The 15,923-nt window shown below is 74.1% G+C and carries 11 protein-coding genes and 1 pseudogene; all 12 read right to left on the bottom strand.

Annotated elements, in window-relative coordinates; translation table 11 throughout:
- Positions 1 to 10: 10 nt before the first annotated feature.
- Positions 11 to 1,957, bottom strand: coding sequence for an ABC-F family ATP-binding cassette domain-containing protein (locus tag CLV28_RS11580; protein WP_100423502.1), 1,947 nt, complete (start codon positions 1,955 to 1,957; stop codon positions 11 to 13).
- Between the two features lie 8 nt (positions 1,958 to 1,965).
- Positions 1,966 to 3,288, bottom strand: coding sequence for a YibE/F family protein (locus CLV28_RS11575; RefSeq protein WP_244900159.1), 1,323 nt, complete (start codon positions 3,286 to 3,288; stop codon positions 1,966 to 1,968).
- A gap of 54 nt (positions 3,289 to 3,342) precedes the next feature.
- A complete protein-coding gene (locus CLV28_RS11570; protein WP_100423501.1) occupies positions 3,343 to 4,281 on the bottom strand; it encodes a 4-(cytidine 5'-diphospho)-2-C-methyl-D-erythritol kinase in 939 nt (312 codons plus the stop codon).
- On the bottom strand, positions 4,278 to 5,165 hold the full coding sequence (rsmA, locus tag CLV28_RS11565; protein ID WP_100423723.1) for a 16S rRNA (adenine(1518)-N(6)/adenine(1519)-N(6))-dimethyltransferase RsmA: 888 nt from the start codon (positions 5,163 to 5,165) through the stop codon (positions 4,278 to 4,280). The genes CLV28_RS11570 and rsmA overlap by 4 nt, the downstream gene beginning before the upstream one ends.
- A 123-nt stretch (positions 5,166 to 5,288) precedes the next feature.
- Complete coding sequence (locus tag CLV28_RS11560; RefSeq protein WP_239073388.1) at positions 5,289 to 6,608, bottom strand: resuscitation-promoting factor; 1,320 nt, start codon at positions 6,606 to 6,608, stop codon at positions 5,289 to 5,291.
- Positions 6,609 to 7,007: 399 nt separating this feature from the next.
- The gene (locus CLV28_RS11555) at positions 7,008 to 8,270 is read right to left on the bottom strand and encodes a resuscitation-promoting factor (protein WP_170062666.1); all 1,263 of its coding nucleotides are present in this window, start codon (positions 8,268 to 8,270) and stop codon (positions 7,008 to 7,010) included.
- Positions 8,271 to 8,534: 264 nt separating this feature from the next.
- Positions 8,535 to 9,722 (bottom strand): resuscitation-promoting factor, encoded by a 1,188-nt coding sequence (locus CLV28_RS11550; RefSeq protein ID WP_239073387.1) that lies wholly within the window; start codon positions 9,720 to 9,722, stop codon positions 8,535 to 8,537.
- A 120-nt stretch (positions 9,723 to 9,842) separates the two neighbouring features.
- A complete protein-coding gene (locus tag CLV28_RS11545) occupies positions 9,843 to 10,859 on the bottom strand; it encodes a TatD family hydrolase (protein ID WP_100423499.1) in 1,017 nt (338 codons plus the stop codon).
- Entirely contained in the window at positions 10,859 to 12,523 is a 1,665-nt protein-coding gene (gene metG, locus CLV28_RS11540) for a methionine--tRNA ligase (RefSeq protein ID WP_100423498.1), read from the bottom strand. Before metG ends, CLV28_RS11545 begins: the two co-directional genes overlap by 1 nt.
- A gap of 86 nt (positions 12,524 to 12,609) precedes the next feature.
- Complete coding sequence (locus tag CLV28_RS11535) at positions 12,610 to 14,355, bottom strand: DUF7937 domain-containing protein (RefSeq protein ID WP_100423497.1); 1,746 nt, start codon at positions 14,353 to 14,355, stop codon at positions 12,610 to 12,612.
- A gap of 120 nt (positions 14,356 to 14,475) precedes the next feature.
- Entirely contained in the window at positions 14,476 to 15,756 is a 1,281-nt protein-coding gene (locus CLV28_RS11530; protein WP_239073386.1) for a PQQ-dependent sugar dehydrogenase, read from the bottom strand.
- A gap of 37 nt (positions 15,757 to 15,793) precedes the next feature.
- Positions 15,794 to 15,923, bottom strand: a pseudogene (locus CLV28_RS16085) (ectoine/hydroxyectoine ABC transporter ATP-binding protein EhuA); the annotation flags it as partial.

Raw genomic sequence — 15,923 nt, 5'->3', positions numbered from 1 at the left:
CGCCCGGACGTCAGCCCGCGACCTCGGCCGCCTCGAGCCACTCCATCTCGAGCGCGTCCTTCTCGTCCGTGAGCTCGCGCAGCTGCGCGTCGAGCGCCGTCACCGCCTCGTGGTCGGTCGCCTGCGCCGCCATCTTGTCGTGGATGCGCGCCTCGGCCTCGGCGATCTTGCCGAGCCGACGCTCGATCCGCGTGATCTCCTTCTTGGCCAGACGCACCTCGGCGGCCGACGGTGCGGAGGCGGTGTCGGCCGACCCCGCCGCCGTGCCGCTCGACGACGTGCCGTTCGAGGACGCGCCGCTCGAGGACGTGCCGTTCGATGACGCGCCCGACGACGAGCCCTTTGCCGACGACACGCCCGACCCGCCGTCATGCCCCGCGAGCGCCGCCCGACGCAGCTCGAGGTACTGCTCGACCCCGCCGGGCAGGTCGCGGATCTGCCCGTCGCCGAGCAGCGCGACCTGCCGGTCGCACACGCGCTCGAGCAGGTAGCGGTCGTGCGAGACGACCACGAGCGTGCCCGCGTACCCGTCGAGGAGGTCCTCGAGCGCCGCGAGCGTGTCGGTGTCGAGGTCGTTCGTGGGCTCGTCGAGCAGCAGCACGTTGGGCTCCTGCACGAGCAGGCGCAGCAGCTGCAGGCGGCGGCGCTCGCCGCCCGAGAGGTCGCGCACGGGCGTGCGCGCACGCTCCTTGGTGAACCCGAGCTTCTCGACGAGCTGCGAGGCGGAGAGCTCCTTGCCGCCCACGACGACCGAGCGGCGCTCGCGCTCGACGACCTCGACGACGCGCAGGTGAGAGAGGTCGTCGAGCTCGGTGACGTCCTGGCTGAGCTCGGCGACCTGGATGGTCTTGCCGCGCTTGACCCGGCCAGCGTCGGGGGCCCGCCGGTCGGCGAGGAGCGCCAGGAGCGTCGTCTTGCCCGCGCCGTTGACGCCGACGACGCCGTAGCGGTCGCCCGGCCCGAGACGCCAGGTCACGTCGTCGAGCAGCACGCGCCCGCCGTCGTCCGCGGTGTCCGGGGCGTCGGACGACGTCCCCGCGGTCCCGCGGCGCGGGACCCGCACGGTGACGTCCTCGAGGTCGAGCACGTCCTTGCCGAGCCGCTTCATGGCGGTGCGCGCGAGCTCGAGCGTCTCGCGCGGCGGCGGCTCGTCGGCGATGAGCGCGGCGGCGGCGTCGAGCCGGAACTTGGGCTTGGAGGTGCGTGCGGGCGCGCCGCGCTGGAGCCACGCGAGCTCCTTGCGCAGCAGGTTGTCGCGCTTCTCGGCCGTGACCTGGGCGGTGCGGGCGCGCTCGGCGCGCGCGAGCACGTACGCCGCGTAGCCGCCCTCGTACCCGTCGACCGCGCCCGTGCCGTCGCCGCGGACCTCCCACATGCGCGAGCAGACCGCGTCGAGGAACCACCGGTCGTGGGTCACGACGACGAGCGCGCCGCGGGCGCCCGGGCGGCCGTAGCGCCGGCGCAGGTGCTCCGCGAGCCACGCCACGCCCTCGACGTCGAGGTGGTTGGTCGGCTCGTCGAGCAGCAGCACGTCCGGGTCCTCGACGAGCAGCGCGGCGAGCGCGACGCGTCGGCGCTGCCCGCCCGAGAGGTGCTGGGCGGGGGCGTCGAGGTCGAGGTCGGCGAGCAGGCCGGCGTGCACCGAGCGCACGCCCGCGTCACCGGCCCACGTGTGCGTGTCGGCGTCGCCGTGCACGAGGTCGCGGATCGTCGCGCCCTGCGCGTCGTCGTCGCGCTGCACGAGCATCGACAGCCGGGTGCCGCCCGCGCGCGTGACCCGCCCGGCGTCCGGCGTGCGGGTGCCTGCGAGCAGGCGCAGGAGCGTCGACTTGCCCGCGCCGTTGGGCCCGACCACGCCGATCCGGTCGCCGTCGTCGAGGCCGAGGCTGACGGAGTCGAGCAGGGTGCGGGTGCCGACGACGAGGCGGACGTCGTCGGCGCCGAGCAGGTGAGCCATGAAGGTCCTCAGGTGGTGGGTGCGGGATCAGGGTCCAGTTTCCCATCCACCGCGCTCGGCCGGGGAACCGTGAGCGCCGCGACCGCCGTCGTGGCGGGGATCGCGAGCACCAGGCCGATCGACCCGACGAGCGTGCGGACGACCTCCTCGGCGATCTCCCCCGACGTGAGGTTCGCCAGGAACCCGCGCTCCGACATGGAGACCGCGAGCAGCAGCGGGAGCGCGGCGCCCACGTAGGCGAAGGCGATCGTGTAGACGGTCGAGGCGATGTGGTCGCGCCCGATCCGCATCGCCCGGCGGAACAGCTCGAGCCGCCCGGCGGTCGGGGAGGCCTCGCGCAGCTCCCACACGGCCGAGGCCTGGGTGATCGTGACGTCGTTCAGCACACCCATCCCGGCGAGCACGATCCCGCACAGCACGACCCCGTGGATGTCGAGGGCGGGCGCGTACTGGGGCAACCAGATCGACTCCTCGGACGAGAGACCGGTGATGTTGGAGGTCTTGCTCGCCCATGTCGCGATGGCTGCCGTGAGCACGAGCCCGAGGAGGGTCCCGACGAGCGCGACCGAGGTGCGGACCGAGATGCCGTGCGCGACGTAGAGCACCATGCACATCACGAGGGACGACGTGATCAGGGCGACCGCCATCGCGTTCTCGCCCGCCAGCAGCGCGGGCAGCGTGAACCAGGCCACGACCGCGAATGCCATGGCGAGACCCACGAGCGCCGCGAGCCCTCGCCACCGGGCGACCAGCACGACGACGGCGACGTAGGCGGCGGCAAGGAGCCCGAGCGGGACGCCCCGGGAGTAGTCGATGAACACGTACGGCGTCGCCTCGCCGACCACGTCCCCGAGGTGGATCAGCGTGACGCGGTCTTCGACGTCGAAGCCGTGCGCGATCTGCTCGGGTGGCACCGCGAGATCGACGACCGTGCCCACGGGGTCCGGCGCGCCGGGCGAGGCGCTGTCGAGCCGGGCGGGGACGACGCCGCGTGCGTCGTCCGCGGGCCCGACGACGGTGCCCTGCTGTATCGAGGTGCCGTCGGCAGCGAACGGGATCGAGTCCGGCAGGTCGTCGGACGACGGCCACCAGTGCACGGCACCCAGGAGCGTGACGATCATGACGGGCACGACGATGGCGGCGAGGACGATCCGGCTCCGCCGCGTCGACCGTGCATCGCCGCGCAGCATGTGCCCATGCCCGTGCCCGTGCCCCCGGCCCTCACGGTGCTCGTGCTGCTGGAGCTGCTGGTGGTGCTCGTGCTGCTGGAGCTGCTGGTGGTGCTCGTGCTGCTGGAGCTGCTGGTGGTGCTCGTGCCGGCGGCGGCGCAAGGGCCACGTCGTTCCCTTCGTCGTGGTCCGGTGCTCGGGCTGGGGCGGCGGCGCTCAGACCGCGGTGACGACCCGGGCGCCCGCGACGGGGCCAGTGGCGGTGTGGACGTCGTCGGCGACGCCGGCCGCGGTCCAGGCCGCGCAGATCGCGAGGGCGTGCTGACGGCTGCGGGCGAGGGCCGCGACGGTCGGGCCCGATCCCGAGACGATCGCGCCGAGCGACCCGGCGCCCTCGGCGACCTCGATGGTCTCGGCGAGCTCGGGCGCGAGCGCGAGCGACGCGGCCTGCAGGTCGTTGCGCAGCGCGGCGCCGACCGCGACGGCGTCCCCGCGGCGCAGGGCCGCCATGAGCGGTGCGACGTCGTCGGGCGCGAGCTCGTCGGGACCGCCCACGTGCTCGTCGAACGCGCGGAACACCGCGGGAGTCGACAGGCCCCGGGTGCGGGTCGCGAACGCCCAGTGCAGGTCGCCGCGCGTCATCGCGGGCGTGAGCAGGTGCCCGCGCCCGGTGCCGACCGCGGTGTGCCCGAGCAGCCCGAACGGCACGTCCGAGCCGAGCTCGGCGGCCAGGCCGTGCAGCTCGTCGCGCGGGAGCCCGCCGTCCCAGAGGTGGTCGGCCGCGACGAGCGCGGCCGCGGCGTCCGCCGACCCGCCGGCCATGCCGCCGCCCACGGGGACGCCCTTGACGATGTCGATCCGCACGTCGGGCTCGACGCCGAGGCGCGCCGCGACGAGCTCGACCGCGCGCCAGGCGAGGTTGGTCGCGTCGGTCGGCACGGCCTCGGCGTGCAGTCCCGAGACGGCGAGCGAGATCCCCGAGCCCTCAGGGGTCGTGGTGAGCTCGAGGTCCTCGACGAGGCTGACGGCCTGGAAGATCGTGACGAGCGGGTGGTAGCCGTCCTCGCGCGGCGCTCCCACGCACAGCGCGAGGTTGACCTTGCCCGGGGCGCGCACGCGCACCGACGGCCGGGGCACGGGGACGAGCCGGCTCACGAGGCCGCCCGCGGGCCCGGACCTGCCGAGTCGCCGAGGGCCTCGGCGATGCGGGCGAAGTCCTCGACCGTGAGCCGCTCGCCGCGCAGGCCCGGGTCGACCCCGGCCCGCTCGCACGCCTCCTGCGCCGCCTGCGCGCCGCCGGCGATCCCCGCGAGCGCGGCACGCAGGGTCTTGCGGCGCTGCGCGAACGCGGCGTCGACCACGGCGAAGACCTGCTCGCGGGTCGCGGTCGTGGCCGGCGGGTCGCGGCGCTCCATGTGCACGAGGGCCGAGTCGACGTTGGGCACGGGCCAGAACACCGTGCGTCCGATCGTCGCGGCCCGGCGGGCCGTGGCGTACCAGGCTGCCTTGACGGACGGCACGCCGTACGTGCGGCTCCCGGGTGCGGCGGCGAGGCGGTCCGCGACCTCGGCCTGGACCATGACGAGCACGGTGCGCAACGAGTCGAAGCGCTCGAGCATCGTCAGCAGCACGGGCACCGCGACGTTGTAGGGCAGGTTCGCGACGAGCGCGGTCGGCGGCGGTCCCGGGAGCTCGGTCACGTCGAGCGCGTCCGCGCCGACGACCTCGAGCCGGTCGGCGAGGTCGGGACGGAACTCGGCGACCGTCGCGGGGAGCTGCGCGGCGAGGGGCGGGTCGATCTCGACCACGACGACGCTCGCGCCCGCGTCGAGCAGGCCGAGGGTGAGCGAGCCCAGCCCCGGACCCACCTCCACGACCCTGTCCCCCGGCCCGACGCCGGCCGCGCGCACGATCTTGCGCACCGTCCCGCCGTCGTGCACGAAGTTCTGGCCGAGCGTCTTGGTGGGTCGCACGCCGAGGCGGCCGGCGAGGTCGCGGATCTCGGCGGGACCGAGGAGGCCGCCCGGGGTGTCGTTCATGGTCATGAGCCTACCGACCGGCGCGCGGTCGCCCGACGCCGGGGACGACGACGGGGCGGACCGTGCGGTCCGCCCCGTCGTTCCCGCCCCCAGAGCGAGAGGTACCTCAGTGAGACGGTCTCGTCAGAGGAGACCGAGCTTGCGTGCGCACGCGGGCCACTGGCCCCAGCCCGACTGCGCCTGGAGCTTCTGCGCCAGGCGGGTCTGCTCGGCCGCGGAGTTCTCCGACGGCAGGCCCGAGCCTCCCATCGCGCGCCAGGTCTGCGCCGAGAACTGGTACAGGCCGTAGTAGCCGTTGCCCGTGTTGGTCGCGGGGTTGCCGCCCGACTCGCACTGCGCGAGCGAGGCCCACACGCCGGCCGGGGCGCTGCCCGTGGCCTTCGAGCTGGACGACGAGCCGGAGGACGACGAGCTCGAGGACGACGACTTCGAGGAGCTCGATGAGCTCGACGACGTCGTGGGCTTCGGGGTCGCGACCGGCCGCTCCTTGGTGCCCTTGACGAGCACGCGGTCGACGGGCTCGGTCGTGACGCCCTTCGAGACGAGCTCGGTCGACTCGACCTTGCCGTCCACGCGCGTGACCTTGTTGACGGTCGTGTACACGCCCTTCTTGCCCTCGGCCTTGACGGCCGTGCCGAGGTCGGCGTACCGGTCGGAGTCCGTCACGGTCGTGGTGTCGTAGTCGACCGACTTGGTCGAGGACTCTTCCTTGACCGTGACGCGCTGGACGACGAGCGAGACCGCCGGGGTCTGGGTGTCGTCGCGCACGACCGAGACGCGGTCGAGGTCGCCGACCGTGACCTCGTTGTCGGCGAGGATCGCCTCGACGCCCGCGTGGCCGTCGGGGACGACGACGGTCGTGCCGTCGTGGACGAGGTTGACGGGGCCGTCGACGTCGAGGACGAGGGGCAGTGCGGTGCGCTCGTCGCTGCGGGAGGCGACGAGGCTGACGTCGTCGCCGCGGTTCTCGAGGGAGGCCAGGGCCTCGTCGGCGTCGAGCGCGTTGGTCCACAGCTGCTCGTCGTCGCCGTCGGCCTGCACGGTGATCTGGTGCCCGGAGCGGACGACGACGTCGCCGCCCTCGGCGAGTGCGGTGTCGACCGCAGGCTGGACCTCGTCGCGCGAACCGACCGCGACGCCCTGCTCGTCGAGCAGTCCGTCGACGGAGCCGGCGAAGGTCGTCACGGTCCGGGTCTCGCCGTCGACGTCGAGCGTCACGGTCTTGCGGGCGTCGGCGTAGGCGACCGATCCGGCGGCGACGACCGCGACGGCGGTCGCGCCTGCGACGAACGGCCAGCGGCGACGCCGGCGGGTGGTTGCGGGGGTCTCGACCGTGCCGGGTGCGGCAGCGAGGTCGATCGGCTGGGTCATGGGTGCGGTGCTCTCAGGAGCGCCGTCGAGGTTGTCGTTCACACGGTTCCAGTCGTCGGTGGGACCGGTCACGGAGCCCTGGCGCGGTGCGGAGAGCACCTCCCGTGACCCCGAGGGGTCTCACGACACGTCGTGACGGGGCCAGGACACCGACCCGGCGGCCGGCACCACGGCGGTCTGGCCGTCGTGGGCGTCTCAGGGCCCCGGAGCGTCCGGCGGCCCTCGATCGGAGTCCGTCGGCGCCGCCAGGGCTCTGGCGACAATCGACCGTAACCGATTCGTTATCAGTTTCCAACCCTCAGTTCGATAGGCTGGCGGGTTTGCCGTCAGGTGCTAGGTAAGTCACCTTTGGGCGTTCTTCGTGGTTCGAGCTGGTCTGCGGAGCATCCCCCGACCCGCGCCGATTCGCACCCCGGCGCACGAGGGAGCGGTGAACCCGCAGGTCAGCGAGTCACCGCAGGACGGCGTGGATCAGTACCAGCCGACCGACTGCGAGTGGCCCCACGCGCCGCACGGCGTGCCGTACACCGACGCGATGTAGTCGAGCCCCCAGGCGATCTGCGTCTCGGGGTTCGTCTGCCAGTCGCCGCCGGCAGCGCCCATCTTCGAGCCCGGCAGCGCCTGCGGGATCCCGTAGGCCCCGCTCGACGGGTTCGCCGCGCGGTGGTCCCAGCCGGACTCACGCGTCCAGAGGCTGTCGAGGCACTGCGCCTGGCTGCCGCCCCAGCCGCGGGACGCGGCCATCTGACGCCCGAGCGCCTCGTTCGACGCCGGCGTCGCCGCCGGGCGCGCCTTGGTCCCGACCGTCACGACCTCGTCGACCGGCGCGGTCGTGACCTCCGACGAGACGGGCGTGGAGCTCTCGACCTTGCCGTCGACGCGCGTGACCTCGGACGTCGTGGTCTTGACGCCGTCCTTGCCCGCGGTCGTGACGACCGACCCCTCGTCGGTGTAGCGGTCGGCGTCCTTGACGGTCGTCGTGCCGTGCGCGACGGGTGCCGTCGACGTCTCGGTCGACGTCTCGACCCGCTGCACCACGACCTCGACCGGGGTCGCCGCATCCTTCTCGTCCCGCTCGACCGTCACGCGGTCGTCGTCGTCGACCGCGACGTCCGCGTCGGCCAGCGCCTCGTCCACGTCGACCGCGCCGTCGTCGACCACGGTCGCGTCGCCGTCGGCGACGACCTCGACGGGCGCCGACTCGTCGAGCACGACGGGCAGCTCGACGCGGCCGTCGGCCTGCGAGCGCGACGCCACGAGCGCGAGGCTCGTGTCCTCGCGCGCCTCGAGGGCCGCGAGCGTGCGGTCGGCGTCGAGCTCGGTCGTCCACACGTCGCGCGTGTCGTCGCCGTCCTGGACGGTGACCTCGCGGGCCGTGCGCACGACGACGTCCTCGCCCTCCTCGACGGGGGCCGAGAGGTCGGGGGCCACGAGGTCGCGGTCGCCCACCTCGATCCCCTGCGCCTCGAGGAGGCCCGCGACGTCGTCCGCCCCGGTCGTGACGGTGGTCGTGACGCCATCGACGTCGAGCGCGACGGTCGCGCGGGACCCCGCGTAGACGAACGCGCCCGTCGTCACGACGGTCACGAAGGCGCCGGCGATCGCGACGGGCACGGCCCAGCGCGGGCGGCGGCGCACGGCGGCGCCACCGGACACCGGGGCCGGGTCGTCGAGGGTCGGACGGTCGGGGTGCGCGTCGCCCGGCACGGGGGCGCTACGGAAGAACGTGTTCACAAGGATCCAGTCGTCGCAGGTGCGGACCCAGGCCCTGGGGCCGGTCCGGTGCTGTCGTCGTCGGCGCTCAGGGCGCCCGGCGGCGCGGTTGCGACCCGTCCCGGGGAACCACGCGGCGTCACCGACCGTAACCGGACCGTTATGGAGGACCAAACGTGCGCACACGTCCTTCACGAACCGCTCGCAGCTCCTCGGCGAGTCGCAAGGATTTCGTGAGTCAGGTCACATCTGACGGGGCCACGGGGCGACCGCGGCCGCCGGGGATCAGTACCAGCCGACGTCGACCGAGTGCGCCCACGCCGAGCACGGGGTGCCGTACCGGTTCGCGATGTAGCCCAGACCCCACTCGATCTGCGTCGCCGCGTTCGTCTTCCAGTCCGCGCCGGCCGACGCCATCTTGGTGCCCGGCAGCGCCTGCGGGATCCCGTACGCACCGCTCGACGCGTTGTGCGCGGTGACGTTCCAGCCGCTCTCCTTGTTCCAGAGCTTGTCGAGGCACGCGAACTGGTCGTCGCCCCAGCCGCGGTCGGCCGCCATCGACTTGGCGATCGCCCGCGCGGACCCGGGGCTCACGGGCGCCGAGGTCATCTTCATGGTGCCGATGCGGACGATCTCGTCGCGCGGCTCGACCGTGACCTTCTGCTCGACGACGTCGCGGCCGACCTCCTCGCCGTCGACGAGCCGCACCTCGTACCGGGTCACGGCCTCGCCCACGCGGCCCGTCTGGACCACGGTGCGGTACCCCTCCGGAAGCAGGTCGTTCTCCTCCTCGATCGTCTCGAACGGGAGCACCTCGGTGACCTCGTCGGCGTCGCTCGACGCGCGCCCGACGACCACGACCATGCCGTCCACGGCCGCCGCGTCGCGCGGGACGGACGTGACGTCGTCCGCGCCCAGGGTGATGCCGGCCTGCTCGAGCACCGCGGCCACGGTCGGTGCGGACGTCGTCGACGTGACGGTCGTGCCGTCGACCACGACGTGCACCTGCTTGAGCGTCGCGACGCGCAGCGGCGAGCGCCCCAGGAGGTCCGAGCGTGACGCCGACACGAGCGCGCCGTCGCCGCGCGGCCCGAGCGAGGTGAGGAACTCGCCGACCGTGCGGGCGGTCGTGCGCATGGTCTGCACGCGCCCGTCGATCTGCACCTCGACGTCGCGGCTCGAGCGCACGACGATCGTCTCGCCGGCCCGCGCGCGCACGCCGAGCGCGGGGACCACGAGGTCGTCGGAGGTCGCCTCGACGCCCTGCGACTCGAGCAGCTCGTCGACCGTGCGCCCGTAGGCGCTCACCGTGCGCACGTCGCCGTCGTAGTCGATCGTGACCGTGCGGTGCATCGACGAGAACATCCCGGTCACGCCGACGAGAGCCAGCACCACGAGGCAGCGGACGACGATCCCGCCGGGGACGCGGTCGCCGCGCCCCGGGGCGGACCTGCGACGCGAGCTCGACGGCACGACGGACCTTTCCGGGCGTTCCGGGCGCCGGACCCGGCGCACCAGGTCAGACCGTAACGGAACGCCCGCCCCCGGCGAAAGCCCGTCCGCGCCGCTGCGGCACGACCGGAGGCCGCGCGATCACCAGGAGCCGTAGACCCGCTCGGCCGTCGACGACAGCGCGGTGCACACCTCGGCCAGGTCGCGGTCCAGCTCGGCCGCGATCCCGCGCACCGTGTGCGGCAGCAGGTAGGGCGCGTTCGGACGCCCCCGGAACGGGTGCGGCGTCAGGTACGGGGCGTCGGTCTCGACGAGCACCTGGCTCAACGGCACCTCGTGCAGCGCGGCCCGCAGGCCGTCGTTCGCCCCGAACGTCACGGGGCCCGCGAACGACAGGAACCAGCCCTGCTCGGCGCACGTGCGCGCCATCTCCGCGTCGCCCGAGAAGCAGTGGAACACGGTGCGCTCGGGGGCGCCGTCGCGCAGCAGCACGTCGATCACCTCGGCGTGCGCGTCGCGGTCGTGGATCTGCAGCGCGAGGCCGAGCTCCTTCGCGAGCGCGACGTGCGCCCGGAACGACTCGCGCTGCACCTGCTCGCCCTGCGGTCCCGTGCGGAACAGGTCCATGCCCGTCTCGCCGATCGCCCGCACCCGCTCGTTCGCGCGCGCGACCGCCGCGACCTCGGCGATCGCGTCGTCCAAGGACGTCGCGTGCCGGGCCTCGGGCGTCGGCGTGAGCCCGTCGGGGCCGACCTCGGTCACGCCCGCGTGCAGCGTCGCCTCGTTCGGGTGGATCGCGACCGCGCCCAGGAGGGCCGCGCGGACCGGGGCGAGCGCGGCGGCGGCGTCCGACACCTCGGCCGGGACGCCGGGCAGCGGGCGCCCCGCGAGCAGGGCGTCCGTCCAGCGCACCGCGTCGAGGTCGCACCCGACCGTGACCATGCGCGTCACGCCGACCGCCGCGGCCTCGGCCACGAGCTCCGCGACGCCCGGCACCCGGATCGGGCGCTCGACGAGCTCGCCCGCGGCGTCCGGCACGCGGTCCGTGACGCCCGCCGCGTACCCCGCGATCGCGTCGAGGTGCGTGTGGTCGTCGACCACGGGCACCGGCAGCGGCTCGGGCGCGGGCGGCCAGCCGCGCTCGCGGCGGCGCGCCATCAGACCGTCGGGTCCTCGAGGCGCGGGAACAGCGACGCGCCCTTGGTCACGACCGTGCCCGCGGGCAGCGCGCCGAACGACGCCGCACCGGCGACGGGCTGCGCGCCGAGCGCACCCAGGGTCGCCTCGGCGCCCAGCGCGTCCCAGAGCTTGCCGGTCGCCTGCGGCATGACCGGGTGCAGCAGCACCGCGAGCGAGCGCAGCGCCTCGGCCGCGGTGACGAGGATCGTCGCGAGACGACCCCCCGGCACGCCGGCACCCTCGGCGTCGGTCTCGCCCGGGAGCTTGGCGACCTTCCACGGCTCCTGCTCGGTCAGGTACAGGTTGGTCGCGTCGACGAGCGTCCACACCGCGCTGATCGCCTCGTGGATCGCGAGCCGGTCGATCGCGGCCTCCGCGTCGGCCACGGCCTTCGCGGCGACCGCCTCGAGCGCGACCTCCGCGTCCGTGGCCGCACCCGCGGCCGGCAGCGACCCGCCGAAGTTCTTGCCGATCATGGCCGTGACGCGCGACGCAAGGTTGCCGAACCCGTTCGCGAGCTCCGCCTGGTAGCGCGACGAGATGTCCTCCCACGAGAACGAGCCGTCCCCGCCGAACGCGATCGCGCGCATGAAGTAGTAGCGGAACGCGTCCGAGCCGAAGTGGTCGGTGATCTGCGCGGGCGCGATGCCCGTGAGCTTCGACTTGCTCATCTTCTCGCCGCCCACGAGCAGCCAGCCGTGCGCGAACACCGTGGTCGGCAGGGGCAGGCCTGCCGCCATGAGCATCGCGGGCCAGATGACCGCGTGGAAGCGCAGGATGTCCTTGCCCACGAGGTGCACGCTCGCGGGCCAGGTGCGTGCGAACCGCTCCTGCTCGGCCGGGTCGTCGCTGCCGTAGCCGACGGCGGTCATGTAGTTGAGCAGCGCGTCGAACCAGACGTAGAGCACGTGCTTGTCGTCCCACGGGATCGGCACGCCCCAGTCGAACGTCGAGCGGGAGATCGAGAGGTCCTGCAGCCCCTGCTTGACGAACCCGATGACCTCGTTGCGCGCCGACGCGGGCTGCACGAACTCCGGGTGCTCCTCGTACAGCGCGAGCAGTCGCTCGGCGTAGGCGCTCATCCGGAAGAAGTAGTTCTGCTCGGCGAGCATCTCGACGGGCTTGCCGTGGATCGGGCAGACCTTCTCGCCCTCGTACTCGCCCGTGCCGTCGAGCAGGTCGCCCGGGAGCTTGTACTCCTCGCAGCCCACGCAGTACGGGCCCTCGTACGAGCCGGCGTAGATCTCGCCCTTGTCGTGCAGGTCGCTGATGAACGCCTGCACGCGCGTCGTGTGCCGCTCCTGCGTGGTGCGGATGAAGTCGTCGTTGAGCGCGTCGATCGTGCGCAGCACGGGCTTCCACTCGGCCTCGACGAGGCGGTCGGCCCACTCCTGCGGGCTCACGCCGTTCGCCTCGGCGGTGCGCAGCACCTTCTGGCCGTGCTCGTCGGTGCCCGTGAGGAACCAGACGTCCTCCTGGCGCTGGCGGTGCCAGCGCGTGACGACGTCCGCCGCGACCGTCGTGTACGCGTGCCCGATGTGCGGGGCGTCGTTCACGTAGTAGATCGGGGTCGTCAGGTAGAACGCCGTCCCCGAGGGTGCGGCGGCGCCCGCGGGCAGGGAGGAGGAGTCGACGTCAGGCATGCGTCCATCCTAGTGCCGCCGGTCCACCGGTTTCCCGGGCGTCCCGCCGCCCGGACGGGGCGGCGGGACGCGGGTGTCGGACGCCGTCAGCGACCTCGAGCCCGCAGCGCGGCGTCGACCTGGGGGTCGCCCAGCGAGCCGAGCCAGGTCAGCAGGTCCGGGTAGGTCGACGGGTTGGCGGCGACGAGCGGGCGCAGCGACGGCTCCTCGAGCACGATCCGGTGCAGCGACGCGAGCGGCGTGGTCGGGTCGGCCGCCTGCTGCGCGGTCCAGCCCGACGCGGGGGCGGGGGCGGGCTGCGGGTACGGCGCGGCCGCCTGCGGCTGCGGCTGCTGGGCCTGCGGGTACGGCGCGGCCGCCTGCGGCTGCTGATGCGGAGGCGACGTGTGCTGCGCCGGCGGGTACCCCGCCTGCTGGTGCGGGAACGGCTGCGGCTGGCCGGGCGCTGCCTGCCACTGGCGCGGACCGCCCTGCGCGCCCGGGGACGTCGGGAAGAGCGCCCCGAACTGCTTGCGCACCGACGCGGGGGCGAGCAGCATCGCGGCGGCGAGACCGGGAAGCGCAAGTCCGAGGAGGAGGTTCGGGTAGGCCACCATGGACGTGCCGGGCTCGCCGAACTGCGTGTCGAGAACGAGCACGACGATCCCGAGGACCACCATGACGGCCGTGACGACGAGCACGGAGACGCGCTGCGTCTGGTCGCCCCGGACCATCGAGCGCCCGGCGAGCGCTGCCGCGCCGATCACCAGCACGAGGATGAGCGAGGTCACGGCAACGGCGGAGACCTCGTCCTCGACGATCACGAGGAAGAGCATCGACAGCGTGCCGAGGCCGGCGAGCACCGCGGCGAGGAGCAGCCCTGCCGAGGCGGTTCGCAGTGCCGCGGGTACCTCGAGCCGGCCGCCGCTGAAGACCGGTGCCAGCACGATCGCGGCGACGGCGGGCGCCAGGAGGGTCCCGACGAGCGCCGAGACGACGTCGTTCGACGACGCGATGACGAAGAAGACCGTAGCCGTCGCCCCGACCGCCAGGGCCACGGGGCGCCACGCTGCGTCCCCGCGCAGGACGACGCCGCAGAGCGGGACCAGCACGGCGACGGCCGCCGTGGCCACGGCCAGCGCCGAAAGGACCAAAAGGGTCCAGAAGTCGCTGAAGAAGGAGCCCAGCGACGTCCCGAGCGCGATCATCAGGAGGATGGAGTGCAGCGCGACGTAGACGCCGAGCACCACGAGGACCCGCGACCACAGCGTCCGCTGGCGGGCCGCCAGCCCGTGGTCGCCCAGCTCGGCAGCACGCGGGGTCGCCGCCAGGAGCGCGCCCCCGAGGCCGACCCCGAGTGCCGGGCCCACGATCCCGGCGCCGTCCGAGAACTCGCTGACGAGTCCCACCACGAGATAGGCGAACGCGACGAGCACGTACGGGACGTTCGCGGCGAGCCGGACGGTCAGCACCGTGCGGTTGTCCCACGACGCGGGCAGCGACCCCGCGCGCGCCAGGTAGAACAGCGAGAGCGAGACCAGCGAGAGGATCGTGAGCAGCAGCACCTCGAGGCGGCTCGCGGCGGACTCGCCGTTCCACCACGGCATCGCGAGCGACACGCACAGCAGGACGAGCGCGCCGGCGTCGGTCGCGTAGTCGCGCCACGGGACGCCCGCGAACGGGTTGCCGACCGGCGCGGCAGCCGCCGGCGCCCCGTAGCCCTGCGGCGGCTGCTGCTGCTGCGGATGCGGGTAGCCCGCCTGCGGGGGATGTCCCTGCGTCGACGCCCCGCCGGGACTCGCGGGCACGTGGCCCGGCGCGTCGGGAACGTGCGGCTGCTCAGGCGTGCTCATCTGTCGTCCTTCGTCCGGAGCGGGCGGTGTCGGACCCCACCGTAGGCCCACGACCCGGCGCGCTCGACCCGCGTCCACAGAGTGCACGGTGCCGTCGGCGGAGCGAGGCCGCTCCTGGCGTCAGCGGGCGCCGCCGTCCACGACGACGCGCAGCAGCCGGTCGTCGTCCGGGGCAGGGTCGCCCCGCCCGTCGGTGTTGTTCGTCAGCACCCACAGGGTGCGGTCGGTCGGATCCGTCGCGTCGACCGCGACGGCGCGCAGCCGCCCGTGCTCGCCGGTGAGCAGCGGCTGCGGCGTACCGACCACGAACCCGCCGTCGTCCGACCACGCCACGCGCCAGAGCCGTTCGCCGCGCAACGACGCGACGTACACCGCGTCGTCCGACACCGCGAGGCCGCTCGGGCTGGCCTCGTCCGTGGACCAGGTGACGATCGGGTCGACGAACCCCGACCGGTCGCCGACGCCCTCGACCTCGGGCCAGCCGTAGTTCTCCCCGGGCTCGATCACGTTGAGCTCGTCCCAGGTGTTCTGCCCGAACTCGGCGGCGACCATGACGGGGTCGGGCCCGGGCGTCCACCCGATCCCCTGCGGGTTGCGGTGGCCGAGGCTCCAGACCGGCGAACCCGGGTCGGGGTTGCCGGGCGCGGGTGCCCCGTCCGTGGTGACGCGCAGGATCTTGCCCGCGAGCGACGCGTCGTCCTGCGCACGGTCCGGCCGGGCGGCGTCGCCCGTCGTGACGTACAGGTGACCGTCGGGACCGAACGCGAGACGTCCGCCGTCGTGGTTCGCGGCCTTGGGGATGCCGTCGAGGACGCTCGTGAGCGGGCCGAGCGTCGGCACGTCCGAGACGTCGAGGCGCCCCCGCAGGACGGCGTTCGCGTCGTCGCCCGTGCGGTAGAGGAAGAGCTCGTGCCCGGTGTCGGACGCCGGGGCCAGGGCGATCCCGAGCAGCCCGGCCTCGCCCTCGGGCCGGGTCTCGTCCGCGAGCTGGTCGGCGCCCTCGCCGACGACGCTCGTGACCGACCCGTCGTCGGGGTCGACGACCACGAGGGTCCCTGGCCGCTGGGAGATCACGAGGCGACCGTCCTCGAGCGGGGCGAGCGCCCACGGCACGTCGAGGCCGGTCGCGACGGTCTCGACCGTCACGCGCGCCTCGCCCCCGGGCGTGCCGCTCCCGGGCTCCGAGGAGACGACCGGTGTCGCCGCTCGCCCCGCACCGCCCTCCGGCGCGTCGGTGCAGCCCGCGAGGAGCAGCACGCCGAGCGCCGTCGCGACGAGTCTCGTCGCGACGAGTCTCGTCGCGACGAATGTCGTCGCGGCGGGTGCCGTCGCGACGGGTGTCGTCGCGCGAAGGGTCATCGCGGCGGGGCCGCGGGGTGCGGAGGGCGTGCTGAGCGCCATCCCCGCACCCTACGTGCGGCGGCGAGCGGTGTCAGGGTCAGAGCACGTGCGCGAGGAAGTCCTTCGTGCGCAGCTCGCGGGGCGCGTCCAGGACCTGCGCGGGCGGGCCCTCCTCGACCACGACCCCCTCGTCCATGAACACCACGTGATCGGCGACCTCCCGGGCG

Source organism: Sediminihabitans luteus (assembly GCF_002797595.1).
In the GTDB taxonomy this organism is placed as follows: domain Bacteria; phylum Actinomycetota; class Actinomycetes; order Actinomycetales; family Cellulomonadaceae; genus Paraoerskovia; species Paraoerskovia lutea.
This window is presented reverse-complemented; position numbering and strand designations above follow the sequence as displayed.

Excerpts from the sequence above, each read along its gene's own strand:
- CLV28_RS11580 (WP_100423502.1), bottom strand. The coding sequence starts at position 1,957 with ATGGCTCACCTGCTCGGCGCCGACGACGTCCGCCTCGTCGTCGGCACC.
- rsmA (WP_100423723.1), bottom strand. The coding sequence starts at position 5,165 with ATGAACGACACCCCGGGCGGCCTCCTCGGTCCCGCCGAGATCCGCGAC.
- CLV28_RS11545 (WP_100423499.1), bottom strand. The coding sequence starts at position 10,859 with ATGGCGCGCCGCCGCGAGCGCGGCTGGCCGCCCGCGCCCGAGCCGCTG.
- metG (WP_100423498.1), bottom strand. The coding sequence starts at position 12,523 with ATGCCTGACGTCGACTCCTCCTCCCTGCCCGCGGGCGCCGCCGCACCC.
- CLV28_RS11535 (WP_100423497.1), bottom strand. The coding sequence starts at position 14,355 with ATGAGCACGCCTGAGCAGCCGCACGTTCCCGACGCGCCGGGCCACGTG.
- CLV28_RS11530 (WP_239073386.1), bottom strand. The coding sequence starts at position 15,756 with ATGGCGCTCAGCACGCCCTCCGCACCCCGCGGCCCCGCCGCGATGACC.